Source organism: Streptomyces minutiscleroticus, assembly GCF_014650875.1.
Lineage (GTDB): Bacteria > Actinomycetota > Actinomycetes > Streptomycetales > Streptomycetaceae > Streptomyces > Streptomyces minutiscleroticus.
In genome coordinates, this window is the sequence record NZ_BMVU01000006.1 from 134,702 (window position 1) to 161,317 (window position 26,616).

Below are 26,616 nucleotides of genomic sequence, written 5' to 3' on the forward strand. Positions count from 1 at the left end.
GCGGAGCTGCGGGGTGATCAGTGCTGGGCGGAGAAGCCGTCGCGGAAGAGGGGAAGCTTCTCGCCCGCCTCGACGGGCAGGTGGAAGCGGTTCTGCCGCGGCGGCATCGGACAGTTGTACTGATCGGAGAATCCGCAGGGCGGCACGAAGGCCCGGTTGAAGTCGAGCACGACCCGGCTCTCGTCGTCGGTGCGCTCCACGAAGAGGAAACGGCCCGCTCCGTAGGTGGTGTCCCCGTTGGTGGGGTCGCCGAAGACGAGCAGCAGGGTGCCGTCGTCGTCGAAGGCGCTGAGGGTGTAGGCGCGGCCGTCGACGGTGAGGGTGATGTCGCCGGGGACGACCAGGTCGCGGGTGCCGCCGTTGTCCCGGATGTGCTCGAAGGGCACCCGCCGGGCGCCGGGCACCGGGACGTAGGCGGCCTCGAAGACCCAGGCCGGGTCGTACGGGAAGGTGTCGACCCGGTCGAAGTGGCGGACGGCGGGCGAGTCGGCGTCCCAGAAGCGCAGGCCGTGCTCGGGCTCGCCGCTGACGAGGTCGGACCGCTGGACCGTGGTGACGGTCACGGTGCCGGGCTGCCCGGCGCGGGCCGCCTCGGCGTCCGGGAGCTCGCCGGACGGCAGCCAGCGGGTCTCGACCAGGGCGAGGTTACCGGTGGCCGAGGTCAGGGCCTGGTGGCGCCGGGCGCGCCAGGCCTGCCACTCCGCGACGGCGGGGGACGGAGCGGTGGTGCCGTGGGACAAGGTCGACCTCATTCGCGTAGACGGACCGTCGGCCTCCCGGCGAGGATCGACTTCGCGAATGGATGGCCAAAGCAGCTCCTTTATTTACCATAAGCGGATCTAATGTCAAATGCCGTCCACACGCGCTTCGCGCCCGCCGCACCCGCGCACGCCGAGGCGGCCGGGCGCGCGACCTCGGAGCGCTCCCGCGGCGTGACGCCGACGCGGTCCGCGCGGAACGGACTCCGGCGGCCCGACCCCAGGACCGCGGGCGAACCGAGCCCACGATGGCCCGGCGCCGCGAGCAACCGCGCGCACTCACCTACGCCGTCGCGGCGGGCAACAGCGGCGCCAACGCCTCCTCCTGCTCCCCCGCCCGCGTGACCGAGGCCCTCACGGTCGGCGCCACCACCAGTACGGACGCCAGGGCGAGTTATTCCAACTACGGCTCGGCGCTCGACGTCTTCGCGCCCGGCTCCTCCATCACGGCGGGCTGGTACACCAGCGACACCGCGACCAACACCATCTCCGGCACCTCGATGGCGACCCCGCACGTCGCGGGCGCGGCCGCCGTCTACCTGGCGAACCACACCTCGGCCGCCCCGGCCCAGGTCGCCACGGCCCTGACGAACGGCGCGACCGCCGGCAAGGTCACCAGCCCCGGCACGGGCTCCCCGAACCGGCTGCTGAAGATCGTCCCGTGACCGGCCGAGCGGCCCCACGGCCCCTCGGGCCGTGAACCCGACGTGACCACCGGTTCCCCGGAGGCGGCATCCGCCTCCGGGGAACACCTCTCTCCGGTCCCGCGAGATGCCCCCACCGCGTACGCGCGTCCCGCCCTCCCCCGCGAGCCGACACACGGGCGGCAGGGCGGGGAGCCGCGCCGGCCGTCAGCTCCGGCCGGTGGCGGTACCGGTCCTGTGCAGGGCCCGTGCCAGCAGCAGGGCGCCTCCGGCTGCCGCCCCCACCGTTCCGGCCGCCAGGAAACCGCCGGAGGAGCGCCAGGACAGCACCGACCACCGCGAGTGCGCGGAGAACAACGACCCCGTACTCAGCCACGACCCGGTCGAGACCAGTGACAGGGCGGAACCGATCGAGCCGGCCGAGAGGGCGCTTCCGATCGAGCCGACCGACAGGGCCGAACCGACCGACCCTATGGACAGTACCGAGCCCACCGAGCCGATCGACAGCACGGAGTCCTGCGACCACAGCGACAGCACCGAGCCGGAGGAGGTGCGACAGGTCGACCGCGCGGACAGTTTTGTCATGCGGCCATTCTGCCCTCCGGCTCCGCGTCCGTCGGCCGGAACGCCGTCACACGCGTCCCCGGGGTCCGACGCGGCAGCGTGCTCGCGCGGTCCGTGACACCCGCCGAGTGCCCGGCTGCCGCATCGGGGGGTCGATGCGCCGGCACGCAGGCCCTTCCTCGGCGCGCGTTCGGCTTCCGAACGTGGATGACCGATGACGGCCGTCCAGACGAAGAGGCGGGGGCGGCCCGCCGGGCCCGTCCCACCCACGGTTTTCGCGGCGGGCGCGGCAATTTGCGTCCGAGGGCTTGCCCACCTTTTGTGTCATGACTTAAATCAAAGCATGAACTAAGCGGCCGCGTCGCCGTGTTGCTCACCCGGCCTGTCCCGGAACAGGACCGGAGCGCTCATCCTGCACTGCACACGGCGGGCCCGCCCGCACCCCACATCGCACCCGCAGAAAGCTGACGCATGAGACACACGAATCTCACAAGACGCCTCAGACGCGGATCCCTGGGCGTCGCGCTGATCGCCACCGCGGCGCTCGTCACCCTCCCCGGCCCGACACCCGCCGCGGCGGCCGAGACCCCGTTGTCCCAGGGCAGGACGGCCACCTCGTCGTCGACCGAGAACGCCGGGACGCCCGCGCAGAACGCCGTGGACGACGACAAGGGCACCAGGTGGTCCTCCGCCGCGAGCGACGACCAGTGGCTGCAGGTGGACCTGGGCACCACGGCCTCCGTCACCCGTGTCGTCCTCGACTGGGAGACCGCCTACGGCAAGGACTACAAGATCCAGCTCTCGCCGGACGGCAGCAGCTGGCGCGACGCCGGGACCGTGACCGGCGGCGACGGCGGCGTCGACACCGTGGACGTGTCGGGGCAGGCCCGCTACGTGCGGATGCAGGGACTCCACCGGGCCACGCAGTGGGGCTACTCCCTGTGGGAGTTCCAGGTCTTCGGGACCACCGGCGGCACCGGTCCCATCCAGGGCGGCGGCGACCTGGGCCCCAACGTCATCGTGGTGGACCCGTCCACGCCCGGCCTGCAGCAGAAGTTCGACCAGGTCTTCGCGCAGCAGGAGAGGAGTCAGTTCGGCGACGGCCGCTACCAGTTCCTGTTGAAGCCGGGCACCTACAACGGCCTCAACGCCCAACTGGGCTTCTACACCTCGGTCTCCGGGCTCGGCCTCAACCCCGACGACGTCCAGATCAACGGCGACATCACCGTGGACGCGGGCTGGTTCAACGGCAACGCCACGCAGAACTTCTGGCGCTCGGCCGAGAACCTGGCCCTCAACCCGGTCAACGGCACCGACCGGTGGGCGGTCGCCCAGGCCGCGCCGTTCCGGCGGATCCACGTCAAGGGCGGCCTCAACCTCGCCCCGAACGGCTACGGCTGGGCCTCCGGCGGCTACATCGCCGACTCGAAGATCGACGGCACCGTCGGCCCCTACTCGCAGCAGCAGTGGTACACGCGCAACAGCTCCGTGGGCGGCTGGACCAACGGTGTGTGGAACATGACGTTCACCGGCGTCGAGGGCGCGCCCGCGACCGACTTCGCCACCGGACCGTACACCACGTTCGACACCACCCCGATCTCCCGGGAGAAGCCGTTCCTCTACCTGGACGGCAGTACGTACAAGGTGTTCGTGCCCGCCAAGCGCACCAGCTCCCGCGGGGTGTCCTGGCCGGCCAACGCGGGGGGCACGTCCCTGCCGCTGGACCGGTTCTACGTGGTCAAGCCCGGCGCGACGGCCGCGACCATCAACGCGGCCCTCGACCAGGGCCTCAACCTGCTGTTCACACCCGGCGTCTACCACATCGACCGGACCATCGAGATCGACCGCGCCGACACCGTGGTGCTCGGTCTCGGGCTCGCCACGATCGTCCCCGACGGCGGCGTCGACGCCATGCACGTGGCGGACGTGGACGGTGTCCGGCTCGCCGGCTTCCTGATCGACGCCGGCCCGGCCACCTCGGACACGCTGCTGCGGATCGGACCGCCCGGCGCGTCCGCCGACCACTCCGCCAACCCCACCACCATGCAGGACGTGTTCATCCGCATCGGCGGCGCGGGACCGGGGCGCGCGACCGACTCCGTCGTGGTCAACAGTGACGACGTGCTGATCGACCACACCTGGATCTGGCGCGCCGACCACGGTGAGGGCGTCGGCTGGGAGACCAACCGCGCCGACTACGGGCTGCGCGTCAACGGCGACGACGTGCTCACCACCGGCCTGTTCGTGGAGCACTTCAACAAGTACGACGTGGTCTGGAGCGGAGAGCGCGGCCGCACGATCTTCTTCCAGAACGAGAAGGCGTACGACGCGCCCGACGCGGCCGCCATCACCCACGACGGCATCGTCGGGTACGCGGCCTACAAGGTCGCCGACACGGTGAACGAGCACGAGGCCTGGGCGCTCGGAAGCTACTGCAACTACACGAGCGACGACACCATCGTCCAGCACCACGGTTTCCAGGTGCCGGTCAGACCGGGCATCAAGATGCGTCACCTGATGGTGATCTCCCTGGGCGGCAAGGGCCAGTACCGCCACGTCGTCAACGACACGGGAGCGGCCACGTCGGGAACGGACACCGTCCCCTCCAAGGTCGTGCAGTTCCCCTGACCCGTTCCGGCGGGTCCGGGTCCTGCGGCCCCCGGGGGCGTGTCCCCCGGGGGCCCACCCGCTCCCACGTGCCCGGTGGCAGACGGTGGGAGCCCGCCGAGGACGTCCTGCCGCGGTCGCTCACCGGCAGGTCAGGCGGACGCGTGCCCAGGAGTTGTTGGCGTAGCCCTTGGGATTCCACAGAAGGGCGGGTGACTCGGGCGTGACCGCGCCGGCGGAGTCCCACGCCCGGGCGGCGACCTCCGCCTCGCCGGCGGGGAGGTCCAGGGTGGTGCGCCAGTGCTGCCACGCCCACGGCCCGGCGGGCTCGTCGAGGTCGGCCCGGACCCAGGAGCGGCCGCCGTCCGGCGAGACCTCGACCCGTGCCACGGTGCGCTCCTCCCCCGCCAGGGCGTAGCCGGTGACGCCGGTGGGGCCGGCCGGCAGGCGGGCGCCGTCGTCCGGATCGAGGATGTCGCAGTTCACGGCGAGGGGACCGAGGGAGACGCCGTCCGCGGCTCCGGCCCCGCCGGGATCGGCGTCGGCAGGCGGTACGCGGTAGGCGACGGCCTGGAAGTAGTTCTCCGAGGGTTCGCTCCGGGCGGTGACGCGGGTGAGCCATTTGACGCTGCGGGCGCCGATCCAGCCCGGCACCACCACGCGCACCGGCGCCCCGTGCACACGGGGCAGCGGCGCCCCGTTCATGGCCCGGGCCAGCAGCACCTCCGGCCCCAGCGCCTTGCCGACCGGGACGGACCCGCCGTAGGGCTGCGGCGGGTCGGCGAGCCGGGAGACGTCGGGGGCGGTGAAGGCGATGTGGGCGGCCCGGGGCCGCAGGCCGGCGCGGGCCAGGACGTCGGCCAGCCGCACTCCGGCGAAGCGGGCGGTGGCGGTGGCGCCCGGCCCCCACGGCGCCTCGCCGGGGATGTCGCGGACCTCGTTCAGTCCCGCCCGCCGGTTTCCGGCGCACTGGAGGGTGACCACCGTCTCCACCTCCTCGAACCCGGTCCGCAGCTCCTCCAGGGACAGCTCCAGCGGCCGCTCGACCAGGCCGTCCACGCGCAGCCGCCACTCGCTGGGATCGATGTCCGGGACGGGGCCGTGGTTGCGGCTGTAGAAGGTGCCGGTGGGGGTGGTCGCCCGGCCCGCCAGCGCGGTGCGCGGTGGTTCGGCGTTGAACGGGTCCCGTTCGTGCACCACCATGTCGTCCCGCTTGCCCCACAGGTTCACACCGGCCGGGTGACCGCCCTCGGCGGCCGCCTCCGTGAAGCCTGTCATCGCGTGACCGCACGCGGGTTCGAGCGCGCGGACGCGTGCCGTGCCGGGGCCGCGGTGGAAACGGCGCGGACGAGGACGTGCATCAGGAGGTCGGTCGCGTCGGCGGCCGGGTCGTCGGTGAGGTTGGACAGCATCCGCACCATGGCCCGGGTGACGGCCGGGGACTTCACCGCCTTCTGGGTGACCGCCGAGGTGAACCGGGGACGGGCCATCAGCGCGGAGAAGGCGTTGCCCAGGCGGTAGTAGCCGCCGTGGCGGCGGTTGATCTCCTGTGCGTAGTGTGCGAGCGCCCTCTCGCGGCGGGGCCCCTCGGGCCGTACGAGCGCCTGCGCGGCGATCTCCGCGGCCAGTTCCCCCGCCTCCATGGCGTAGGGGATCCCCTCTCCGTTGCAGGGGTTGACCATGCCGCCGCAGTCGCCGATGAGCATCATGCCGGGCAGGTAGTGCGGGACGCGGTTGAAGCCCATGGGGAGAGCGGCGCCGCGCAGGGGCCCGTCGGCGTTCTCCTCCCGCAGTCCCCACTCGGGCGGTGTCCGGACCAGCCAGTCGTCCATCATCCGGCGGGTGTCACCGGTGCCGGTGCGGGACTCGTTCAGCACGCCCAGGCCGACGTTGACCCGGCCGTCGCCGAGCGGGAAGATCCACCCGTACCCGGGCAGGACCCGGTCGTCCTCCCGCCGGCGCAGGTCCAGCCACGACTCCAGGTAGTCGTCCTGGTGGCGTGCGGGACTGCGGTAGTAGCGGCGCACGGCGGTGCCCACGGGGCGGTCCTTGCGCCGTTCGAGCCCGAGGGAGAGCGCGAGGCGGGCGGAGGCGCCGTCGGCGGCGATCACCACCGGTGCGGTGAGCGTGACCTCCCGTCGCTCCGTGCCGGCGAGCGCCCGGACGCCGACGACGCGCCCGGTGCGGTCGCACACCGGCGCGGTGACCTTCGTCAGGGTGCGGAGCCTGGCACCGGCCCCCGCCGCCCGGCGGGCCAGCAGGTCGTCGAAGTCGTGCCGGGTGCGGGTCAGCCCGTAGCCGGGGAAGCGGGCGGTCTCGGGCCAGTCCACCTCCAGCTGGCGGCCGTTGGAGACGAAACGCAGCCCCCGGTTGCGCGACCAGCCCTCGGCGGCGGTGTCGACACCCATCCGGACGAGCTGGTGGACCGCGCGCGGGGTGAGACCGTCGCCGCACACCTTCTCGCGGGGGAACTCGCTCTTCTCCAGGAGCAGCACGTCGACGCCGTGCCTGGCCAGGTGGAAGGCGGCGGCGGAACCGCCGGGCCCCGCCCCGACCACGATCACTTGGGCCTCGTCGCGGTCGTCCGCTCCGGGCGGCGGGGCGGCCGCCGGCGCTTTCGAGGCCGAGGGGGTGCGGACACGGGGGCGGGCGTTCATTCTGTCTCCGGTGGACGGTGGCGGGCGGGAGTGCCGGGGAGGGCCGCGCGAGCGTCAGAGATTGCCGCGCGCTGCCTGTTCGCGCTCCACGGCCTCGAACAGGGCCTTGAAGTTGCCCTTGCCGAACCCCTCGCAGCCGTGCCGTTCGATCAGCTCGACGAAGAAGGTGGGACGGTCGAGCAGCGGCCGTGTGAAGATCTGCAGCAGGTAGCCGTCCTCGTCGCGGTCCACCAGGACGCGGCGGCGCTTCAGCTCCTCGATCGGGACGCGCACCCGGCCGATGCGCTCGCGCAGCCCGGGATCGTCGTAGTACGTGTCGGGGGTGGCCAGGAAGTCCACCCCCACGGCCCGCAGCGCGTCGGTGGCGGCGAGGATGTCGGGGGTCTCCAGCGCGATGTGCTGCACGCCCGGCCCCACGTGGTACTCCAGGTACTCGTCGATCTGCGAGCGGCGGGGCCCGGCGGCCGGCTCGTTCAGGGGGAGCTTGACGCGGCGCCGGTCGTCGGCGACGACCTTGCTCATGAGCGCCGAGTAGTCGGTGGTGATGGCGCCGTCGACGAACTCCGCCATGTTGGTGAAGTCCATGGCCCTGCGGTAGAAGTCGACCCAGTGGTCCATCCGCCCCTCCTCCACGCAGCCGACGACGTGGTCGATCCGGTGGAACAGCGGGCGGGCGGCGGGGTCCCCCCGCCGGGCCGTGTAGCCGGGCAGGAAAGGGCCCCGGTAGCGCGACCGGTCGACCAGGGTGTGCCGCAGTTCGCCGTACGTGCCGAGGGCCGCGGTCCGCACCGTCCCGTACGCGTCGGTCAGGTCGTGCGGTGCCGTGAGTCCGACCGCGCCGCCGGCCAGGGCGCGGCGGTAGGCGGCGTCGACGTCCGGGACGTCCAGGGCGATGTCGCTGACGCCGTCGCCGTGCTCGGCGGCCCAGCGGGCCGCGGGGGCGCCGGGCCGGGCTCCGCCGGCGAGGACGAAACGCACCTGGCCCGCCTCCACGACGTACTCGGCGTGGTCGCACGGTCCGTGTTCGGGTCCGCGGTAGGCGGTCGGGCTCATGCCGAAGGCGCGTGTGTAGTAGAACGCCGTCTGCTGCGCGTTGCCCACGCAGAAGCGGATGTGGTCGATGCCGTTCAGTTCGAAGGACGCGGTGGTGGTCGGCGTGTCGGCGGAGGTGACGTTCTCGAGCACGGGTGATCCTCATGATCTCGGCACGGACGATCGCGGCAGGGCATTCGAAACCAATCACATGGCGGCCCCTTTCCGGCGCGGGACCCGACCGCACGCGAGTAAGTATGGATAAGTGCGTTTTCGCCTTGCCGGGACGCGCAGTACGACATCCCTCTGCCCGTCGCACGCGACTGCTAGCGTTTTTGCCGACTTCGAAAAGCGGGCCGCCCCCACCCATTCCGCCAAGGAGCACCGCCCATGGGCCTCAATGTCACGGCCGGTACCGCCGAGCACCGTGGAACACCGGATCCGGCCGTCATGGAACCGCTCGCGCGGATCCTTTTCGGGCACGCCGCATTCCAGTACCTCAACGCCGGATGCGAACTGGGCCTGTTCGACCTGCTGGCGGACCGCGGGCCGCTGGAGAAGCGGGAGATCGGCCCCGCTCTGAGCCTCGAAGGGCGCGCCGCTGACATCCTGCTGCTCGGCTGCACGTCACTGGGGCTCCTGGGGAAGTCCGGCGAGCGCTACGCGCTCGGCGACGCGATCCGCTCCCTGCTGGACGCCGGGGACTGGCAGCGGTTCAAGGACACCGTCGCCTTCGAACAGCACATCGTGTACGAGGCCCAGGCGGATTTCACCGAGTCTTTGCGGGAGAACTCGAACGTGGGGCTGCGGCGCATTTCCGGGCAGGGCCGGGACCTGTACCACCGGCTCGCCGGCCATCCCCGGCTGGAAAGAGTCTTCTACCGGTACATGCGTTCCTGGTCCGAGCTGGCCAATGAGCATCTGACGGACGCCCTGCGGGAAATCGGCGTCGAACGCGTCCTGGACTGCGGTGGCGGTGACGCCGTCAACGCACTCGCCCTGGCCCGCTCTCTCCCCGGTGTTCAGGTCACGGTTCTGGAAATCGCCAACTCCGTACCGGTCACCGAAAAGCAGATCATCAATTCCGGTGCCGGTGACCGGGTGCGGGTCGTTCCGTGCGACATGTTCGCCGACGCCTTTCCCGGAGGGCACGACTGTGTGCTCTTCGCCCACCAACTGGTGATCTGGACCCCGCAGGAGAACGTGCTGCTGCTGCGGAAGGCGTACGAGGCGCTGCCGCCGGGCGGCCATGTGGTGATCTTCAATTCGATGTCCGACGACACCGGCGACGGCCCCGTCGTCGCCGCGCTCGACAGCGTCTACTTCGCCTCGCTGCCGGCCGAGGGCGGAATGATCTACTCCTGGGCGCAGCACGAGGAGGCCCTGCGCGAGGCGGGCTTCGCGGAGCCGCGGCGCGTCACCTGCCCGGGATGGACGCCGCACGGCCTGATCATCGCCACGAAGCAGCCGCCCCGGTGACCGTCCTCCCCGAACGGGTCGCCCTCTTCGTCACCCTGGGGCGGCCGAAGTTCCTCTTCCAGAGCATGCTGGTCACCGGTGCCGGTGTGGCCGTCGCCGTGCACACCGGCGTCCGCTTCGGCGCCGGCGCGTACGCGCTGACCCTGGGGTTCGCCTGGTGCACCCACCTCATGACGCACTACTGCAACGAGTACTTCGATCTGGAGGCGGACCGCGCCAACCGCACGCCCACCTCCTGGACCGGGGGCAGCCGCATCCTGGTGCGCGGCCTGCTGCCGCCCGTGGCCGGTCTCGGCGCCGCCTTCGTCCTGCTGTTCACGGCGCTGGTCCTCATCGCCGTGATGCCCGGCACCGCCGACCGTCTCGTCGCCGTGGCCATCACGGCACTGGCCTGGTTCTACACGGCACCGCCCCTGCGGCTGAACTACCACGCGCTGGGCGAGGTCACCTGCGCGACCGTGCTGTACGCCCTGGGACCGGTCCTCGCCCACCGGCTGCAGGGCGGAGGCATGCCACCCGCCCTGTGGGCCTGCGTGGGGGTACTCTTCGCGCTCCAGGTCCTGCGGTGTCTGATCATGAACCTGTCCGACATCGCCGGCGACCAGGAGGTCGGCAAACGCACCGGCGCCGGGGCCCTCGGCAGGCGGGGCGTCGCCCACGTCTACGGCGCGGGCCAGGTGGGCGTCCATCTCGCGATCGCCGCCATGACGGCGGCGCACGTCCTGCCCGCCGCCGTCGGCATCGCCCTGTTCGTCCTCCTTCCCGTACCCGGGTGGGTGGGCCGGCAGTTGTACGGCGCCGCGCCGAAGGACCAGCGGCGGGCCGACGCGGTGGCGTTCTGGGCGTCCATGCACATGCCGCTCACCTCGTGCGCGCTGATGGCCGGACTCACCGCCGACGGCCTTCTTCACCACCGCCCGGCGAGCACCGGCTGGCTGGCCGTCCAGACCGTCACGATCGCCGTCTTCACGATCTGGCTGTGGCGCACGGCGCGCGTCCCGAAGCACGACCGGCCGCACACGGTGCCGGACACGGCCGCCCAGGACACGGCCACCCCGTGAACCACCCGCACGGCTTCCGAAAGGCGGGCTGACCACGTGTGGAACACGGTTCGACGCACCTGGCGCAGGACCGGCTGCGACCTCCCCTTCGGCGATCCCCTCCCCTCGCACGGCGCGCACATGGAGGGTTACCTGTGGCGTTTCACCGATCCCCCGCGCCGCCGGGTACTGGTGGTGGCCTGCGGCGTCAACCGGCACGCCGACGGCCCCTGGGGCACGGTGGTCCTGGCCGCCGAGCCCGGCGGCACGGTCGTCTCGGCCACGGACGACCACGCCTGGAGCCACCCCGACCGCCACCAGGTGCGTGCCGGGCGGACGCTGCGCTACGAAGACGGGAGGCTGACGGCGGACCTCGGCCGCAAGGCCTCGCTCGACGTGCGGCTCGCCGCCACCCGTGCCTGGCCGCGCAGGGCCTTGCACGGCAGCGGCGTCTTCTCCCTCGTCCCGGGGCTCAACCACTACTGGCACCCGTACCTCTTCGACGCCCGGGTGACGGGGTGGGCGCGCGTCGGCGCGGACGTCTGGGACCTGTCGGGGTGCCACGTCTACGCGGAGAAGAGCTGGGGCCGGGGCTTTCCGACCGCCTGGTGGTGGGGTCAGGCCCACGGCTTCGACCGGGAGGACGTGTGCGTCGCCTTCGCGGGCGGCCACCTCGCGCTGGGCCCCTTCGAGACGGCCGTCAACGGCGTCGTGGTGCGCCTGGGCAGCCGGGTCCTGCGCCTGGTGCCGCCCCTCGCCGTCGTCCACGGCGCCTCCGACGGCACCGGATGGCACCTCCGGGCCCGGGACGCGAGATACCGCGTACGCGTCGAAGGCCGCGGCGACGGTGCGCGACCGCTCCTCCTGCCCGTCCCGGTGCCGCGGGAACGCCGTCATGCCCGTTCCCGGCAGCATCTGACGGCGCGGATCCGTCTCACCGTCAGCCGGGGCGGACACCTGCTGTACCGGGGCGAGTCCGCGCTGGCCGGCCTGGAGACCGGGGGTGTGCCGACGAGCGCGGCGAAGCGGTGACGCGCCCGACCGGGAGTGCCCGCCGAGCCGGTCGTCCGCACCGGGCGCGACACGTCGCGCACGCCGGCCGCCGCCGGACGCAGGACGAGGCCGACCGCCTTGCAGCCCTCGCCCGGCGAACCGTTGAGCTGCACGGATGGCTTTTCCAGCGAACACCGTGTCCCTCTCCGCGCAGAGAGCCGGCTCAGCGCGCGTCACGTACCTTTGCACCAGTGGACGCGCCCTGCGCAGGACCGGGGCGGACCACTCCGAGCAAGGGGAGAGTGCCGTGTCGGACCTGGCGCATGTGCGCGTACTCATCACGGGCGGGAGCAGCGGACTGGGGCTGGCGATGGCCCGGGCCCTGGTCGACGGAGGCGCCCGGGTGCTGATCACGGGCCGCGGCGGGGAGCGGGTGCGGGCGGCGGTGTCCTCGCTGGCCGGGGGCACCGGCCGGGCGGACGGGATCGTCATGGACGTCCGCGACGAGGACTCGGTGCGACGCGGCGCCGAGGAGGCGTGGCGCACACTGGGCGGCCTGGACGTGCTGGTGAACAACGCCGGCCTGGGGATGCGGCACGTCAATCCCCGCTTCCTCACCGAACCGCGGCCCTTCTGGGAGGTGGCGCCCGAGGGCTTCCGTGACGTGGTCGACACCAATCTGACCGGCTACTTCCTCGTCGCCCGCGAGATCGCGCCGCGCTTCGTCGCGCAGGGGCACGGCAGGATCGTCAACATCTCGATGAACCACGAGACCATGCGGCGCCGGGGCTTCGTGCCGTACGGTCCGTCCCGGGCCGGCGCGGAGTCCCTGTCCGCGATCATGGAGGCCGACCTCGCCGGGTCCGGAGTCACCGTCAACGTCCTGCTGCCGGGCGGTGCCACGGCCACCGGGATGATCCCGGAGGACACGTACGCCCAGGTCGCCGACTCGCTGCTCGACCCGGCCGTCATGGCCGCCCCCATCCGCTGGCTGTGCTCCGCGGACGCCGAGGGGGTGACCGGGGAGCGCATCGTGGCCACGGAGTTCGACGCATGGCTGAGGAAGCGGTCCGCCGGTGCGTAGCGGAACGCTCCCTCCGGCGGGGCGGACCGCCGTGCCCCCTCGGCCGCCGGCCCTCGCCTCCGCCCGCGTCCGGGAATGGCCGCGGGACCGCCCCGCGTTGCCACGGGCATGACGACGACCGCGCCACGGCCCGAGGTGCTGCGCTACACCGCCTTCTCCAGCACTCCCGACGGCGGAAACCCCGCCGGTGTCGTTCTGGACGCCACCGGCCTGGACGACAGCGACATGCTGGCCATCGCCGCCGACCTCGGGTACTCGGAGTCCGCGTTCCTGACCGCGCCCCCGGAGGGCCTCGGCGGCCGGGAGGGGCGGGCGTACAGCATCCGCTACTTCAGCCCCAAGGCCGAGGTGCCGTTCTGCGGGCACGCCACCGTGGCGACCGCCGTCGCGCTCGCCGAGCGCACGGGCCCAGGGGAGCTGCTGTTCGCGACACCCGCCGGCACCGTGCCGGTGGAGGTGACCGAGCGGGACGGGACCGTCAGGGCCACCCTCACCAGCGTCGAGCCGCACGTCGAGGAGATCGCCGGCGATCTCCTCGACGAGGCGCTCGCCTCGCTCGGCTGGCCGGCCGCCGACCTCGACCCGGCCTTCCCGCCCCGTATCGCCTTCGCCGGTGCCCGCCATCTCGTTCTCGCCGCGGCGACCCGCGCCCGCCTCGCGGACCTCGCGTACGACTTCGCGCGCCTCGAGGCCCTGATGCACCGACTGGACCTGACCACGGTCCAGTTGGTGTGGCGGGAGTCGGCCACCGTCTTCCACGTCCGTGACCCCTTCCCCGTCGGCGGCGTCGTCGAGGACCCGGCGACCGGTGCCGCGGCCGCCGCGTTCGGCGCGTACGCCCGTGAGCTCGGCCTGGTACCCGAGGACGCCGTCCTCACCCTGCACCAGGGCGAGGACCTGGGACGCCCCGGCGAGCTCACGGTGACGCTGCGCGCGGACGACCCGCGCGTCCGCGTCGGCGGCGCGGGCACCCGCATCGGCTGAAGCACCGGCCCCGGCCGAAACACCGGGCCGGCCGAAGCACCGGTCGTGGCGCCGGGCGGCCGGCGGCGCCGGCTCGCCGGTGCCGAGCCCCTGACAAGTCCCTGATGGGCCAGGGGGCCGTCCGGGCTGCCCGTTCCTCGGGACGCGGTCCGCGGGGCGTCCCCGGAGCCGCCCGACACACGAGGAAGTCGTCCGGCCCGGTCGTCCGGCGCGGCGGAACGCCCAGCGGCCGTCCGCCCACGCCGTCGCCCGCGGTGTGTGCGACGCGCGCACCGTCCCGGCGTGCGCGTCGCACACACCGGACCCCGCACCCGTCTGATACTGATGGACGCCGGGCCCCGGACCTCCCCCGTCACCTCGTCCGCCGCGTCCTGTCCCCCGCCCGCCCCGCGGATCATGCGATCACCGCGCTCGCCCGCGCACAGCGGCGGAACCGGCTCCCCGGCCCGGATGCCCACCGCGCTCGACGCCCCGGCCGGCGGCCGCCCCGCCGCTCCGCTCCACCGGCGCGGGCACCGCACCCCGGTCCGGCCCCGGCCGCCACGCCCAACCCGTCCACCATCGCACGCGGCCCGGTCGGCGACCCGGCCCGCCGCAAGGAGGGAAACACCGATGAGCACCACGGCCACCGCCGCCGTCCTGCCCGCCACCGGGCAGCCGTTCGCCCTGCAGGAGGTCACCCTCGACGACCCGCGTCCCGACGAGGTCCTCGTCCGGATCGTCGCCGCGGGCGTCTGCGGCACCGACATGGGCGTACAGGCCGGGCACATCCCCTTCCCGCTGCCCGGCGTACTGGGCCACGAGGGCGCCGGCGTCGTCGAGGCCGTCGGCTCGTCGGTGACCACCGCCGCCCCCGGCGACAAGGTGCTGCTGACCTTCACCAGCTGCGGCACCTGCCCCAACTGCCTGGCCGGTCACCCGGCCTACTGCGAGACGTTCCTGCCCCGCAACCTGGTCGGCGGCGCCCGTCCCGACGGTTCGAGCCCCGTCCACGGTGCCGACGGCGACCTCAACGCCCACTTCTTCGCCCAGTCGTCCTTCGCCACGTACGCGCTGGCCGAGGAGCGCAACGTCACCGTCGTCTCCCAGGACGCCGACCTGGCGGTGCTCGCCCCGCTCGGCTGCGGCGTGCAGACCGGCGCCGGCGCGGTCTTCAACGTGCTCAGACCCACCCCGGGCAGCAGCATCGCCGTCCTCGGCGCCGGCGCGGTCGGGCTGTCCGCGGTCATGGCCGCCGCGCTCACCGGCGCCCGGCGCATCATCGTCGCCGACCTCGTCGACTCCCGCCTCGAACTCGCCCGCGAACTCGGCGCCACCCACGTCGTCAACTCCGGCGAGACCGACCTGGAGACAGCGTTGAAGGACCTCACCGGTGGACGCGGGGTGGAGTACGCGGCGGAGACGACCGGCCTCGCCCGCCTGCTGGAGGCCGGCATCCGGGCCCTGGCCCCGATGGGCACCATCGGTGTGATCGGCGCCCCGGCCGCGGGCACCACGGCCGCCTTCGACGTCAACTTCCTGCTCAACGGCCGCGGCATCGTCGGCATCACCGAGGGCGACTCCGTCCCGCAGCTGTTCCTGCCCGCCCTGGTCGAGCTGGTCCTGCAGGGCCGGATGCCGCTGGAGAAGCTGATCCGGCACTACCCGTTCGACGCGATCAACGACGCCACCGCCGCGGCCAGGAGCGGCGAGGTCCTCAAGGCGGTACTGCGGGTCGGCTGAGCGGCCCGGGCGCCCGGGCCGCCGCCCCTCCCGCCCCCACCGGCAGGGCCGGAGAGATCTACAGGCCCATGCTCGTGACGAAGGCCGAGAAGGTGGGCGCCACGACCCGCCACCGGCACAGGAGGGGGTCCGTCCAGAAGTCACTGCCGACGACGCGGGGATCCGAGGGATCGGTGCGGTAGTCGAGTGCCAGGGCACCGTCGGCGCCGGGGTCGCGAGTGACGGCGATCAGCACGGCCTGCTCGACGTCGAGCCAGGGCAGTTCGAGCGGGGTGTCCGCCCTGCTCCCGCGTGCCTCGCGGAAGAAGGCGCAGTACGGGTCGTCGGCGAACATGTCCATCGAGCGGGACGCCGACTCCATCTGCTCCGCGCTCGACACGAGGACCAGCGGGTCCTGGAACCATGGGACGGCCTCCGCCAGTACCTCGTCACCCGGATGACGCCAGAGGCCGCGTTCCATCAGGGCCGTCAGCAGGCCCGGCAGGGCAAGTCCACGGACTGTCGAGCGCTCCATGGCGCACAGCTTCGCACGAAGGGACGACCACGCCGCTGGTGGACCGGCAGGGGGCCGATCAACGCGGTGGAGGCGCCCATCAGGCCCATGGCGAAGACCGGTCCGCCGCCGGCCGATCCGGTCCCCGGTGCGGCCGGACGGCAGGTCCCCGATCGGTCGCGCCACGAAGCGCCGACCGCGAAGGCGTCGGAGGCGCCGGGAGGGTGCGGGGTGTCCCGGGTATGCCGAGGTGCCGTCTCCCTGTGCGGTCCGTACCGGTCCGCGCCGCTCAGCGGCCCGCGAAGGGGACGGTCGCGGGCTCCGCCCTCCGCGGCCCGGCGGGGTGCCGCCACAGTCCGCGCGCGGCGAGCAGCGGGAGCACGCCCTCGCCGAACCAGTAGGCCTCCTCCAGGTGCGGGTAGCCGGAGAGCACGAACTCCTCGATGCCCAGCGCGTGGTACTCGGCGATCCGGTCGGCGACCTCGGTGTGGCTGCCGACCAGGGCCGTGCCCGCGCCGCCGCGCACGAGGCCGACGCCCGCCCACAGGTTGGGGTGGATCTCCAGGTCGGCGGTGGATCCGCCGTGCAGGGCGAGCATCCGGCGCTGGCCCTCGGACTCGCTGCGGGCAAGGCCGGCCTGGACGCGGGCGACGGTGTCCGGGTCGATGCGGGACAGCAGGCGCTCGGCCTCGGCCCAGGCCTGGGCGGCCGTGTCCCGGGTGATGACGTGCAGCCGGATGCCGAACCGGACCTCCCGGCCCTCCCCGGCGGCCAGCTTGCGGATCCAGGCGATCTTCTCCGCGACCTGCGCCGGGGGTTCGCCCCAGGTGAGGTAGACGTCCGAGTGCCGGGCGGCGACCGGGCCGGCCGCGGCCGACGAGCCGCCGAAGTAGATCGGCGGGGCCGTCTCGGGCAACCGGTGCAGCTGCGCCCCCTCGACGCGCAGGTGCGTGCCCTCGTGGTTCACCGTCTCGCCGCGCCACAGCGCGCGGACGATGCCCAGGAACTCGTCGGCGCGGGCGTAGCGGGCGTCCTTGTCCAGGAAGTCGCCGTAGGCGCGCTGCTCCCGCGACTCGCCACCGGTGACCACGTTGAGCAGCAGGCGGCCGTGGGACTGGCGCTGGTAGGTGGCGGCCATCTGGGCCGAGGTGGTCGGCGATATCTGGCCCGGCCGGAAGGCCACCAGGAACTTCAGCCGCTCGGTCACCCCGACGAGCATCGCGGTGCTCAGCCAGGCGTCCTCGCACCAGGCGCCGGTGGGCGTGAGCGCGCCGACGAACCCCAGCTGCTCGGCGCTGCGCGCGATCTGGCCCAGGTAGGCGGTCGTGGGCGGGCGGTCGCCGCCGGCCGCACCGGTGCGCACGCCGTGGCCGCCGCCGACGATGTCGCGGCTGTCGCCGTTGGTGGGCAGGAACCAGTGGAAGGTGAGTGACATGACGGGATCCTCGGTCGGTGGTCGGTGGTCGGTGGCCGGTGGCCGGTGGCCGGATGTCGGTGGCCGGATGTCGGTGGGGCGGGCGGGTCAGAGCAGTCCGTGGCGGGGCGGCGGGGTGCCGTTGAGGACGTAGCGGCCGATGTGCTGGACCTTCCAGCGGGAGGGGTCGTGCAGGGTGTGGGTGCGGGCGTTGCGCCAGTGCCGGTCCAGGTTCAGGGAGGCCAGGCCGGAGCGGGTGCCGGAGACCTCGAAGAGCGCGGAGGAGAGCTCCACCGCGACCGGGTCGGCGAAGGCCTTCGCGGTGGCCACGGCGATCGAGGCGGCGGCCGCCGAGGCGTCGGTGAGGTCGGCCCGGGCCGCGTCCGCCTCACGGGCGGCGCGTTCCAGCAGCGCCTCGGCCGCGCGCAGCCGCACCGCCAGCTCGCCGAAGCGCTGGATCAGCAGCGGGTCCTCGGTGGCCCGCTCGACCCCGGCCTCGAACCAGGGGCGGGTACGGGTGCGGACGAACTCCGCGGCCTCCGCGAGCGCGCCCCCGGCGATGCCGACGTCGATCGCGGCGTGCAGCAGCTGCGCCACCGCGCCGTGCACCTGCGGTCCGTCGAAGGTGAGGTGGTGCGGGACGACGTGTCCGGCCGGTACGCGGACACCGTCCAGGTGGACCGTGCCGCTGGCGGTGGTGCGCTGGCCCATCCCGTCCCAGTCGTCGACCACGGTGAGGCCGGGCGCGTCCCGGGGGACGTAGGCGACGTACAGCAGCTCGTCCTCGGCGCGGGCCAGCACCGGCACCCAGTGCGCGAAGAGCGCGCCGGTGCTGTAGTGCTTGGTGCCGGTGAGGACGTGGTCCCCGTCGGGGCCGGCGGTCAGCCGCGTCCGGTAGTCCTGCACGTGCTTGGTCCCGGCCTCGGACTGGGCGTTGCCGAACCGCTTGCCCGCCAGGATCTCCGCGAAGAAGAAGCGCTGCTGCTCCGGAGTGCCCCGGTCGCGCAGCACGTTGACGTACGCGAAGTGGCTCTGCGGGATCTGCGCCAGGCTCGGGTCGGCCGCGGCGAGCAGGCGGAAGACCTCGGCCAGGGTCGTGAGCGAGACGTCGGCCCCGCCGTAGTGGGCGGGGACGGTGATGCCGAGCAGGCCGGCGGCGGAGAGCCGGTCGAGTTCGGCGGTGGGAAGGATACGTTCGGCGTCGCGGCGCTCGGCTCCGGCGGCGAACTCGGCGGCCAGGGCGCGGGCGGCGGCCAGCGCTTCGTCATCGGTTCTGATGACCGTGGCGGCGGAGGGGACTGTGCTGGTCACGGCTGGGAGGCTCCGGTCGGGTGCGGAGGGCGGGATCGGGCGGGGTGTTGTCGTGGCGGATCGTGCGGACCGGTCGTCGTGGCGAACCGTGTGGGCCGGTCGTCTTGGCGGGCCGTGTGGGTGTCGTCGTGGCGGATCGTGCGGACCGGTCGTCGCCGGTCCTTCGGGCGCCGGCTCGCGGACGCCTCGGTGTCAGCCGGCGACGGCGAGGGGGCGGCGGGCCGCGAGGACGGCGGAGAACCCGTCGACGACCTGGTGCAGTTCGCGGGCGGTCTCCGGCGGGAGGGACACCGCCCCGTCGGCGGCGACGGTGATCCGTCGGTCCAGTACGAACCTGCCGGGCAGCACATGGTCGGCGCCCATGGAACTGAGCACCGGCCGCAGTGCGTAGTCCACGGCCAGAATGTGCGCCGGGCTGCCGCCGGTGGCCAGCGGGAGGACGGCCTTGCCGGCCAGCGCGTACTGCGGCAGCAGGTCGAGGAGTGTCTTGAGCAGACCGGAGTAGGCGGCCTTGTAGACGGGTGTCCCTATCACCACGCCGTCGGCGCGCTCGAACAGCCGGGCCGCGTCCAGGATCTCCGGATGCGTCAGGTCCGCCCCGAGCAACGCGTCGGCGGGCAGGGCGCGCACGTCGAGGGGGACCACCTCGTGCCCCTGCGCGGTCAGCCGGGTGTCGAGGTGGCGCAGCAGACGGCCGGTGCGCGAGACCGGGGAGGGACTTCCGGAGACGGAGAGCACGACGGGCATGAGGGAGCACTCCTTGGTCGGGTGGGCGGGATGCGGAGCGGTACTGAACGGGGCGGGGCGGGGCGGCCGGTCCGCCCCGCGCGTGTCCTTGACTCCGACGCGGGCGCGGCAGCCGGCGCGGGCACGGCGCCCGGCGCGTCCGCCCGCCCCGTCAGCGGGACGCCCGGCACGTCCGCGGGACGGGTCGGCGTGCCGGCCGGCCGCACGCGCTCCGGGGCCGGGCGACGAAGCGCGCGGCCCCGGACGGCACCGCGGCCGCGAACGGGTTCGGTGTCGCCCGACGGCACGCGGGCGCCCCGGAGAGCGGGCGGGCAGGCGGAGACACCTCCCGGCCGGGAGGCAGGACGGCGGACTTGCGGCGGATGCCGGGGGTCAGGACTCCTCGGAGCCCGTCAGGGCAGGCGGCCGCCGGCGGGGGGAAGCGCGGGGGCGGGGCGCGTCAGCGCGCGGCGCGACAGCACGCACAGAGGGCGCTGGACACACGCACGAGGTCGACGTGGCGTCGCCGCGTGAGGTCGTTGCGCATCATCATGGCCACGATTCAAGCAGGTCATGGGCGGACCCGTCGAGTACGGCACCGTCACGGATCCGCGATGCCCTGATAGGGTTCCCCTTTCATGCGGATCGAACAGCTCGAGTACTTCCAGACGGTGGCGCGCCTCGGTTCCCTGCGCCGCGCCGCCGAGGAATTGCACCTCTCGCAGCCCGCGCTCAGCGAGACCGTCCGCAATCTGGAGCGCGAGCTCGGCGTCGGGCTGCTGGACCGCCGCCGGTCCGGCGCCCGGGCCAGCGACGCCGGGCGCGAACTGCTGCCGCACGTCGCCGCCGTCCTGGAGGCGGTGGACCGGCTGCGCCAGGCCGCCGACCGCCAGCACCGGGTCAGCCGCACGGTCAGGCTCGGCACCGTGCACGCCGCGACCGTCCCCCTCCTCGTCCCCACCGTCCACGACTTCCGCGAGGCGCATCCGCAGACCCAGGTCGAGGTGGTCACCGCCCAGCAGGCCGAGATCCATCGGCTGCTGTCCGAGGGCGGCCTCGACCTGGGGCTGGTGAACTACCTCACCGGGGACGACCTCCCGCCGGACCTGGAGTCCACCGGGCTGCTGCGCGGCCGCCCGGTGGTCTGCGTCCGCCCGGACAGCCCACTGGCCGCCCACTCCGCCGTGACCGTCGACGCGCTGCTGTCCGAGCCCCTCGTCGTGATGCGGGCCGGTTATGTGATGCACCGTTACGTGCACCGGCTGCTGCGCGGGCGCAGCCCCGCCTTCTCGTACTCCACCGACGGCGCCGAGATGGGCAAGCTGATGGTCGCGGAGGGGCTGGGTGCCACCGTGCTGCCCGACTTCAGTGTCATCGGCGACCCGCTGGAGCGCAGCGGCGCCCTCACCTGGCGCCCGCTCGTCGACGACGGGACGGACACGGACACCGAGGTGCTCATGGTCGTCCAGCGCCGCCGTTCGGCCTCCCACCCCCGCGCGGCACGGGATCTGCACGACATCCTGCTGGAGCGGGCGCGGCGGTACCGGCACTGACCACCGGGCGGCCGGGAACGGCCCGTCCGGCGAGGACGGTGCCGTGCCGCCGTCCTGCGCACCGGCGCCCCGTCGTCGGTCCCCGGGCGTGCGGTGACCGCCCGTGTCAGCCGACCCGGCGGACACGGCCGGCCGGCCGGCTGTTCCGGCCGGCCGGCTGTTCCGGCCGGCCGTGGCGGGCCCGGGGCCCGCCATGTCACCGGGCGCGCCCCGGCGGACCGGCGCGCACGGGTTCTCACCGACGTGCGACGGGTCACCGGCCCGGTCCGGGGCCCCTCCCCACGGCAGGGACCGGGCTCAGTTCTGGTGCACCTCGTTGCTGCCGGGGCCGCCGGAGAGCCGGTCGGTTCCCGGGCCGCCCCACAGGACGTCGTCACCGCTGTTGCCCCACAGTGTGTCGTCACCGTCCTCGCCGTACAGCTCGTCGTCGCCCTTGCCGCCGTAGAGGACGTCGGCGCCGCCCCGGCCGTACAGGACGTCGGCGCCGTCGTCGCCGTGCAGGTTGTTCTCCTCGCCGGTGCCGGTCAGGGAGTCGTTCCCGGTGCCGCCGAAGCAGTCCTGCCCGCAGTCGGTGAGGACGTCGTCGCCCGGGCCGCCGTACGAGCCGAAGCCGAACGGGCCGCCGCCACCGTTCAGGCGGTCGTCGCCGTCCTCGCCGTGGAGCATGGCGGACGCGGACCCCGTGAGCACGTCGTCGCCCGCGCCGCCGTGGACCCCGGCCCACGCGTCGCTGTCCGGTCCGAGCGTCGCGGTGTCGTCCTCGTCACCGAGGTCGACGTCGTAGTCGTCGGAGTCGTCCGAGTTCAGCGGGATCCCGACCGCGCAGCGCACTACGGTGCGGTCGTCCTGGGCCGGGTACGAGCACTCGTCCAGCTCCGCCGCGCTCGGGTCGATGGCGATGTCGTACCGGTCGCGGAAGGTCAGGACGTAGAACGACTCGAACTCACCGCGCTGTTCCGTCTCCTCGTCGACCGTCAGCCGGTTCTGCTGGCCGGGGGCCGCCTTGTACCAGAGCTCGCCGTCCTCGTGGACGACGACGGCCGTGCCGTTTGGGGCCGCCTGCACGGCCGGCGCCGCGAAGGCGGTCGCGCCGAGGGCGAGGGTGAGAGCTGCGGTGACGCCGATGGTGCGGTAGGTGCGCATACGGAAGTGACCCTTCGGAACGGAGGTACGTCGTGTGCGTGCGTTCACCCGGTCAGATCAGGGAGCCGACGGCGGAGTTGTGGTGCCGGCGATGAACAACGACGGAGCGGACGGTGACCGGGACATGGACAGCGACCGGGGCATGGGCCGTGACCAGGGCACGGGCAGTGGCCGGGGGTCAGCTCGTACGGCGTCGCCCGGCGACGGCCGGTCGGCCACGGCCTGCGGTACCCGTGGTGCCGGGGCGAGCGGTCGCCCCGGCACCGATGACGTCCCGTCACTCCTCGTCGCGCAGCCGGGCCGCCAAGGAGGTCAGCGCTTCGGCCTCCTCGGTGTGGCCCAGGGCCGTGAGGCGGGAGACGGCCGCGTCGAGGCGGGTGAGGGCAGGGGCGGGGCGTTCCAGGTAGACGCCCTCCACGACACCCGCGAGACGGACGCACTCGGCCCGCTCGCCGACGCCGCCCTGTTCCGGTCCCGGCTCGCCGAGCAGGGCGAGTGCCTTCTCCAGGGCGGCCAGGGCGTCCTCGTACGCACCGGCGTAGGCGTCGACCCGCCCGTGCTCGTAGGCCAGGGCGCTGTCCAGGGAGCGGCCGCGGGCCTCGTACCCGGCGGCGCGCGCCTCGTCGGCGATCCGGCCGGCGTCGGCGAGGAAGGCGCGGGCGCCGGGCAGGCCGTCGGCGCCCTGCTGCTGGGCCTGGAGGCGGGCGAGTTCGCGCAGGCAGTTGCTGAGCTGCTCGTGGCGCGGGGTCCGGGCGTGGGCCGCGAGCGCCTGGTCCGCGGCTTCGCGGGCCCGGCCGAACGCGCCGGACTCACCGAGGAGTACGGCGGTCTCCGCGGCGATCATGACGTGGCTCCCCGGGTCGTCGTCCCAGTCGGCGGACTCGGCCGCGAGGGCGACGAACTCCGCCGTGGCGGCCTTGAGGCCCTCCCCCGCGTGCAGCGCGCGGGCGCGGGTCAGGCGCAGCTGGGCGACGAGCCGGTCGTCCAGCTCCCCGGCGGCGACGTCCGGTTCGGCCAGCCGGTCGCGCATCTCCGTCAGCCACTGGCGCAGGGCGGTCAGCGGTATCTCGGGCAGCGCGCGCAGGGTGCCGGCCACCCACTTGAACCGCCAGAACAGCGTGTGGCGCAGGCGCTCGTCGAAGACGTCGGGCTGCTCGTCGAAGAGGGTGAGCAGGCGGGCGAAGACGACGGGCGACTTCCGGGGTTCGGCGCCGTAGGTGTACGCCTCCTGGAGTTCGAGGAGGGCGTGGACGAGCGGGAGAGGCTCCTCGAACCGCTCGGCGGCGTCGACGAGTTCCTCGGCGGTGACGGTGCGGGTGCGGCCGTAGGGGCGCCGGTCGTTCTCCCGCAGCGCCTGGTACAGCTCGTCCGTGTTCTGGGGGTGGGCGTGGGGTGCGGTCGGCATCGTCAGCTGTCCTTGCGCAGAGCGTGGGCGAGAAGGCCGGGGAAGGAGCGGTTGATCAGGCTCGACTCGGCGGGCCTGAGCGGGCGCCGGGACAGCAGCGCGGCCTGCCCGTAGAGCGCCTCGGCGCTGGTGCGGGCCAGTTCGGGCTCGTCGATGGCGACGGCGGTGCGCACCAGCGGGTTGAGCTGGTTGAGGATCAGCTGAGCCCGCGGTGCCTCCTGGCGCAGGGCGCCGAGGATGTCGCCCCACAGACCGCCTTCCTGCTCGCGGGCGAGCCGGGAGCGGGTGCGCTCGTGCCGGGCCTCGCGGCTGTCGACGAGAAGGGCGGGGGCGGAGGCGGGCTGGAAGGTGCGCAGCGCGACGTCGCAGTCGAAGACGGCGAGGGCGTCGCGGGCCAGGGCGAGGTAGGCCGCGGCGGCCAGTTCCGTCTCCCGGTCGACGGGGTCGAGGTGGGCGGTGAGGGTCGCCGGGTCGAGGTCGGCGACGGTGGCCTCGGGCCTGATCTCGGGCAGCCGGTGGACCAGTTCGCGGTCGTAGGTGTGGCCGCCGTTGACGACGCCGAGCCCGGCGGCCGAGGCGATCGCCGCGACCTGCCGGAACTCCTCCACGCTGGACGTCACCAGCACGGTGCGGTGGGTGCGCGCGAACTCGTCGAGGGTGGTGTGCCCGTCGGTGGTCTCGGACGGCAGCCAGGGCAGCAGCATCCTGAGGATCTCGTCGTCGTGCACCGCGAGCGACTTCACGGCCAGGTGGTGGACCTGGAGGAAGCGGCCGAGCAGGTCCGGGTCGCTGGCGGCGGCCCGGGCGATCCAGGCGCGCAGCCGCTCGGCGAGCGCGTCGCGGACGGCGGCGAGCGCGTCGTCCTCGTACAGGGACTCGCGGGACGCGGTCGGGCGCAGGCTCTCGGCGTCGACGACGCAGCGCACGAAGAACGCCCACTCGGGCAGGATCTCCTCGGCCTGCTCGGACAGCAGCATGCCCTTGACGTGCACCCGGTGGCCGTGGCGGCGCCCGGCCGGCACCGCCTCGGGCAGCACGCACGCGATGCCCTTCAGGCCCACGGCCGGCAGGCCGAGCTCGATGGTGTCCAGCGGTACGAACCCGAAGACCTCCTCGCCGTACGCGGCCAGCGCGCGGGAGCGGGCCCCCGGCGTGGGGTACGTGCGCGTCCAGGGCGCGGGCTCGGGGTTGACGGCCGCACCGGGGCCGCCCGTGGCACCCGTACCGTCGTCGAAGGTCACCGGGTGGCGCAGCAGGGAGCCGGAGTGCCGGGCGAGCGCGTGCACCTGCGCCGGCCGGGTCCACTCCCCCGCGTCGGCGCGCGGTGTCAGTGTGACGGTGGTACCGGGCCGGGGGCGGGCGGAGGCGGGCAGGGTACGGACGGTGTAGCTGCCGTCGCCGCGCCCCCGCCACTCCACGGCGGGCGCGTCGGGGGTGCGGGCGGAGCGGCTCAGGACGTGGATCTCGTCCGCGACCAGGAAGCAGGAGAGCAGGCCGATGCCGAACTGGCCGATGAAGTCGCCGCGCTGCTCGGCGATCCTCCCCCAGCCCGGGACGGGCTCGTCCGCGGGGATCCCCGCGGCGCGCTTGCCGCTGCGGCCGATCGTGGCGAGGAAGGTGTGCACGTCGGCCTCGGTGAGGCCGACACCGTCGTCCTCGACGCGTACCACCGAGCCGTCGGCGTACAGGCGGATACCGAAGGCACCGGCGGGCGCGGCGGGTTCGAGGCCGTGCCGGGCGGTCAGGGCGTCCACCGCGTTCTGCAGGAGTTCGCGCAGGTAGACGCGGGGGCTGGAGTAGAGGTGGTGGGAGAGGAGGCCGACGAGGCCGCGCAGATCCACCTGGAAGGTGCGGGCGGCGCCGGCCGGGCCTGCGGCGGGGTCGGGCAGAGTCATGGGGAGTCCGGGGTGGGGTGAACGGGGAGTGGCAGGTGGGGCGGCGGGCTCAGGCGACGCGCCGGAAGCGGGCGTACGTCTTCTCCGGCTGCGCCATGTAGCTCCAGGGCCACGCGGTGCAGGCGCCGTCCAGCTCGTGGAAGACGCGCGGAACGACGATGCTCTCGGAGGCCAGCGACAGCGCCATGGCGAACGTGTTGAAGTCGACCTGCCAGCCCGGGCGCCGCTCGTAGGCGGGGTGGAGGACGCTGTGCCTGGCCGCGTCCCGCAGCTCGGCCTGGATCTCGGGCGTGTCGAGGCAGTCCTCGTTCCCCGACTCCACCCGTTCCTCGATGTGGGCCATGGCGATCACGCAGCCGAGGCGGTGCCCCTCGGGCGCCGCGGCGAGCGCCTCGCGGGCGAACGCCAGGGCCTGGCCGGGCTCGCCGCCCCAGCGGGGCTGGAGCTGCGACACCCACTCGATGTGGGTCTCCAGGTCCAGCGGGTCGCGGCGCAGGGCGGCGTCTCGCCGGGTCTCGTTGACGGCGGGCCCCAGTGACATGCCGCGGCCTGAGGTGAGGAGGCGGCGCCACGGCGTGATCCATTCCGGCCGCAGTTCGGCGGCCTCGAACAGCTGCTCCTCGGCGATCCGGAGCCGCTCGTGGAAGACGCGCCACTGCTCCCGCGTGACGTCCACGGCACGCGCGGAGGTGCGCGCCTCCCAGCCCCGGCCGATGTGGCGCACCCCGGATATCAGCAGGGCCGTGGCCCGGTGCTCCTCGTCCTCCTCGACGGCCCGGCCGATCCAGTCCCGCACACCGTCCAGATCGGCCAGCTCACCGAGGACATGGTGGTCGCGCCCGAGGTCGAAGGGGACCAGCGCCTCCTTGACCGCCTCCCAGGCGCCCGCGTCGGCCGCCTCCACCAGCGCGAGCACCCGCGCGTCCCCGAGCGCGCGCAGCGTGTACGTCCCGTTCTTCCGCCTGCGCACGGCGGGAAGGGCGTGCGGATCCGCCTCCGGTCTCTCTCCGCCCCTGCCCAACAGCTTGCCCAACATGCCGCGCCCTCCCCTGGTCCGCATGATCGTCCGGAGCAGGACGAAGGTCCCCACCGACACCGCTTCCACAGAGTTT

21 protein-coding genes and 2 pseudogenes are annotated in these 26,616 nt (G+C 73.7%); 9 read left to right on the forward strand and 14 right to left on the reverse strand.

Annotation, left to right across the window (positions count from 1 at the left end):
* Positions 1–17: 17 nt before the first annotated feature.
* Positions 18–752 (reverse strand): DUF1684 domain-containing protein, encoded by a 735-nt coding sequence (locus IE271_RS10625; protein ID WP_190189983.1) that lies wholly within the window; start codon positions 750–752, stop codon positions 18–20.
* Between the two features lie 284 nt (positions 753–1,036).
* On the opposite strand from IE271_RS10625, the pseudogene IE271_RS44445 reads away from it, so the two are divergent.
* Positions 1,037–1,423: pseudogene (locus tag IE271_RS44445) on the forward strand (S8 family serine peptidase); the annotation flags it as partial.
* Between the two features lie 186 nt (positions 1,424–1,609).
* Here IE271_RS44445 and IE271_RS10635 read toward each other — a convergent pair.
* Positions 1,610–1,987 carry a hypothetical protein gene (locus IE271_RS10635; RefSeq protein WP_190189984.1) on the reverse strand — a complete coding sequence of 126 codons (378 nt, stop codon included), beginning with the start codon at positions 1,985–1,987 and terminating at the stop codon, positions 1,610–1,612.
* A 450-nt stretch (positions 1,988–2,437) separates the two neighbouring features.
* On the opposite strand from IE271_RS10635, the gene IE271_RS10640 reads away from it, so the two are divergent.
* A complete protein-coding gene (locus IE271_RS10640) occupies positions 2,438–4,594 on the forward strand; it encodes a discoidin domain-containing protein (protein ID WP_190189985.1) in 2,157 nt (718 codons plus the stop codon).
* A gap of 120 nt (positions 4,595–4,714) precedes the next feature.
* Here the strand turns inward: IE271_RS10640 and IE271_RS10645 are convergent, their stop codons facing one another.
* From IE271_RS10645 to hppD, 3 genes are read right to left on the reverse strand one after another with little or no spacing between them, the layout of a single operon-like run.
* Entirely contained in the window at positions 4,715–5,851 is a 1,137-nt protein-coding gene (locus IE271_RS10645) for a sulfite oxidase (protein WP_229919239.1), read from the reverse strand.
* A complete protein-coding gene (locus IE271_RS10650) occupies positions 5,848–7,230 on the reverse strand; it encodes a geranylgeranyl reductase family protein (RefSeq protein WP_190189986.1) in 1,383 nt (460 codons plus the stop codon). The genes IE271_RS10645 and IE271_RS10650 overlap by 4 nt, the downstream gene beginning before the upstream one ends.
* 54 nt (positions 7,231–7,284) lie before the next feature.
* Complete coding sequence (gene hppD / locus IE271_RS10655; RefSeq protein WP_190189987.1) at positions 7,285–8,415, reverse strand: 4-hydroxyphenylpyruvate dioxygenase; 1,131 nt, start codon at positions 8,413–8,415, stop codon at positions 7,285–7,287.
* A gap of 237 nt (positions 8,416–8,652) precedes the next feature.
* On the opposite strand from hppD, the gene IE271_RS10660 reads away from it, so the two are divergent.
* From IE271_RS10660 to IE271_RS10685, 6 genes are all read left to right on the forward strand, one after another.
* Positions 8,653–9,741, forward strand: a complete 1,089-nt coding sequence (locus tag IE271_RS10660) for a methyltransferase (protein ID WP_308435170.1) — start codon at positions 8,653–8,655, stop codon at positions 9,739–9,741.
* Positions 9,738–10,802 carry a prenyltransferase gene (locus IE271_RS10665; protein ID WP_229919240.1) on the forward strand — a complete coding sequence of 355 codons (1,065 nt, stop codon included), beginning with the start codon at positions 9,738–9,740 and terminating at the stop codon, positions 10,800–10,802. Before IE271_RS10660 ends, IE271_RS10665 begins: the two co-directional genes overlap by 4 nt.
* Before the next feature lie 120 nt (positions 10,803–10,922).
* Positions 10,923–11,813 carry a tocopherol cyclase family protein gene (locus tag IE271_RS10670; protein ID WP_229919241.1) on the forward strand — a complete coding sequence of 297 codons (891 nt, stop codon included), beginning with the start codon at positions 10,923–10,925 and terminating at the stop codon, positions 11,811–11,813.
* A 268-nt stretch (positions 11,814–12,081) separates the two neighbouring features.
* Positions 12,082–12,858, forward strand: coding sequence for an SDR family NAD(P)-dependent oxidoreductase (locus tag IE271_RS10675; protein ID WP_229919242.1), 777 nt, complete (start codon positions 12,082–12,084; stop codon positions 12,856–12,858).
* Positions 12,859–12,966: 108 nt separating this feature from the next.
* Positions 12,967–13,842, forward strand: coding sequence for a PhzF family phenazine biosynthesis protein (locus tag IE271_RS10680; protein ID WP_190189991.1), 876 nt, complete (start codon positions 12,967–12,969; stop codon positions 13,840–13,842).
* Between the two features lie 612 nt (positions 13,843–14,454).
* Positions 14,455–15,564, forward strand: coding sequence for an NAD(P)-dependent alcohol dehydrogenase (locus IE271_RS10685; protein ID WP_190189992.1), 1,110 nt, complete (start codon positions 14,455–14,457; stop codon positions 15,562–15,564).
* A gap of 58 nt (positions 15,565–15,622) precedes the next feature.
* Here the strand turns inward: IE271_RS10685 and IE271_RS10690 are convergent, their stop codons facing one another.
* From IE271_RS10690 to IE271_RS43905, 5 genes are all read right to left on the reverse strand, one after another.
* Positions 15,623–16,078: a hypothetical protein gene (locus tag IE271_RS10690; protein WP_190190036.1), complete on the reverse strand. Its 456-nt coding sequence runs from the start codon at positions 16,076–16,078 to the stop codon at positions 15,623–15,625.
* 268 nt (positions 16,079–16,346) lie between these two features.
* Positions 16,347–17,492, reverse strand: coding sequence for an LLM class flavin-dependent oxidoreductase (locus IE271_RS10695; RefSeq protein WP_190189993.1), 1,146 nt, complete (start codon positions 17,490–17,492; stop codon positions 16,347–16,349).
* A gap of 87 nt (positions 17,493–17,579) precedes the next feature.
* Positions 17,580–18,782 (reverse strand): SfnB family sulfur acquisition oxidoreductase, encoded by a 1,203-nt coding sequence (locus tag IE271_RS10700; protein ID WP_190189994.1) that lies wholly within the window; start codon positions 18,780–18,782, stop codon positions 17,580–17,582.
* Positions 18,783–18,974: 192 nt separating this feature from the next.
* Positions 18,975–19,529 (reverse strand): NADPH-dependent FMN reductase, encoded by a 555-nt coding sequence (ssuE, locus tag IE271_RS10705; RefSeq protein WP_190189995.1) that lies wholly within the window; start codon positions 19,527–19,529, stop codon positions 18,975–18,977.
* 439 nt (positions 19,530–19,968) lie between these two features.
* Positions 19,969–20,061 (reverse strand): putative leader peptide, encoded by a 93-nt coding sequence (locus IE271_RS43905; protein WP_351279507.1) that lies wholly within the window; start codon positions 20,059–20,061, stop codon positions 19,969–19,971.
* An 85-nt stretch (positions 20,062–20,146) separates the two neighbouring features.
* On the opposite strand from IE271_RS43905, the gene IE271_RS10710 reads away from it, so the two are divergent.
* Complete coding sequence (locus IE271_RS10710; RefSeq protein WP_190189996.1) at positions 20,147–21,061, forward strand: LysR family transcriptional regulator; 915 nt, start codon at positions 20,147–20,149, stop codon at positions 21,059–21,061.
* A 297-nt stretch (positions 21,062–21,358) separates the two neighbouring features.
* Here the strand turns inward: IE271_RS10710 and IE271_RS10715 are convergent, their stop codons facing one another.
* The 4 genes and pseudogenes from IE271_RS10715 to IE271_RS10730 form a co-directional block, all read right to left on the reverse strand.
* Positions 21,359–22,204, reverse strand: coding sequence for a calcium-binding protein (locus IE271_RS10715; RefSeq protein ID WP_190189997.1), 846 nt, complete (start codon positions 22,202–22,204; stop codon positions 21,359–21,361).
* A gap of 277 nt (positions 22,205–22,481) precedes the next feature.
* Positions 22,482–23,222: pseudogene (locus IE271_RS10720) on the reverse strand (hypothetical protein); the annotation flags it as partial.
* Between the two features lie 389 nt (positions 23,223–23,611).
* Positions 23,612–25,504 (reverse strand): HSP90 family protein, encoded by a 1,893-nt coding sequence (locus IE271_RS10725; protein ID WP_190189999.1) that lies wholly within the window; start codon positions 25,502–25,504, stop codon positions 23,612–23,614.
* 49 nt (positions 25,505–25,553) lie between these two features.
* Positions 25,554–26,540 carry a hypothetical protein gene (locus IE271_RS10730; RefSeq protein ID WP_190190000.1) on the reverse strand — a complete coding sequence of 329 codons (987 nt, stop codon included), beginning with the start codon at positions 26,538–26,540 and terminating at the stop codon, positions 25,554–25,556.
* Between the last annotated feature and the right edge of the window lie 76 nt (positions 26,541–26,616).

Excerpts from the sequence above, each read along its gene's own strand:
- IE271_RS10690 (WP_190190036.1), bottom strand. The coding sequence starts at position 16,078 with ATGGAGCGCTCGACAGTCCGTGGACTTGCCCTGCCGGGCCTGCTGACG.
- IE271_RS10660 (WP_308435170.1), top strand. The coding sequence starts at position 8,653 with ATGGGCCTCAATGTCACGGCCGGTACCGCCGAGCACCGTGGAACACCG.
- IE271_RS10715 (WP_190189997.1), bottom strand. The coding sequence starts at position 22,204 with ATGCGCACCTACCGCACCATCGGCGTCACCGCAGCTCTCACCCTCGCC.
- IE271_RS10670 (WP_229919241.1), top strand. The coding sequence starts at position 10,923 with ATGGAGGGTTACCTGTGGCGTTTCACCGATCCCCCGCGCCGCCGGGTA.
- IE271_RS10725 (WP_190189999.1), bottom strand. The coding sequence starts at position 25,504 with ATGACTCTGCCCGACCCCGCCGCAGGCCCGGCCGGCGCCGCCCGCACC.
- IE271_RS10625 (WP_190189983.1), bottom strand. The coding sequence starts at position 752 with ATGAGGTCGACCTTGTCCCACGGCACCACCGCTCCGTCCCCCGCCGTC.
- IE271_RS10685 (WP_190189992.1), top strand. The coding sequence starts at position 14,455 with ATGAGCACCACGGCCACCGCCGCCGTCCTGCCCGCCACCGGGCAGCCG.
- IE271_RS10650 (WP_190189986.1), bottom strand. The coding sequence starts at position 7,230 with ATGAACGCCCGCCCCCGTGTCCGCACCCCCTCGGCCTCGAAAGCGCCG.
- IE271_RS10695 (WP_190189993.1), bottom strand. The coding sequence starts at position 17,492 with ATGTCACTCACCTTCCACTGGTTCCTGCCCACCAACGGCGACAGCCGC.
- ssuE (WP_190189995.1), bottom strand. The coding sequence starts at position 19,529 with ATGCCCGTCGTGCTCTCCGTCTCCGGAAGTCCCTCCCCGGTCTCGCGC.
- IE271_RS10635 (WP_190189984.1), bottom strand. The coding sequence starts at position 1,987 with ATGACAAAACTGTCCGCGCGGTCGACCTGTCGCACCTCCTCCGGCTCG.
- IE271_RS10710 (WP_190189996.1), top strand. The coding sequence starts at position 20,147 with ATGCGGATCGAACAGCTCGAGTACTTCCAGACGGTGGCGCGCCTCGGT.
- IE271_RS10680 (WP_190189991.1), top strand. The coding sequence starts at position 12,967 with ATGACGACGACCGCGCCACGGCCCGAGGTGCTGCGCTACACCGCCTTC.
- IE271_RS10645 (WP_229919239.1), bottom strand. The coding sequence starts at position 5,851 with ATGACAGGCTTCACGGAGGCGGCCGCCGAGGGCGGTCACCCGGCCGGT.
- IE271_RS10730 (WP_190190000.1), bottom strand. The coding sequence starts at position 26,540 with ATGTTGGGCAAGCTGTTGGGCAGGGGCGGAGAGAGACCGGAGGCGGAT.
- IE271_RS10640 (WP_190189985.1), top strand. The coding sequence starts at position 2,438 with ATGAGACACACGAATCTCACAAGACGCCTCAGACGCGGATCCCTGGGC.
- IE271_RS43905 (WP_351279507.1), bottom strand. The coding sequence starts at position 20,061 with ATGATGATGCGCAACGACCTCACGCGGCGACGCCACGTCGACCTCGTG.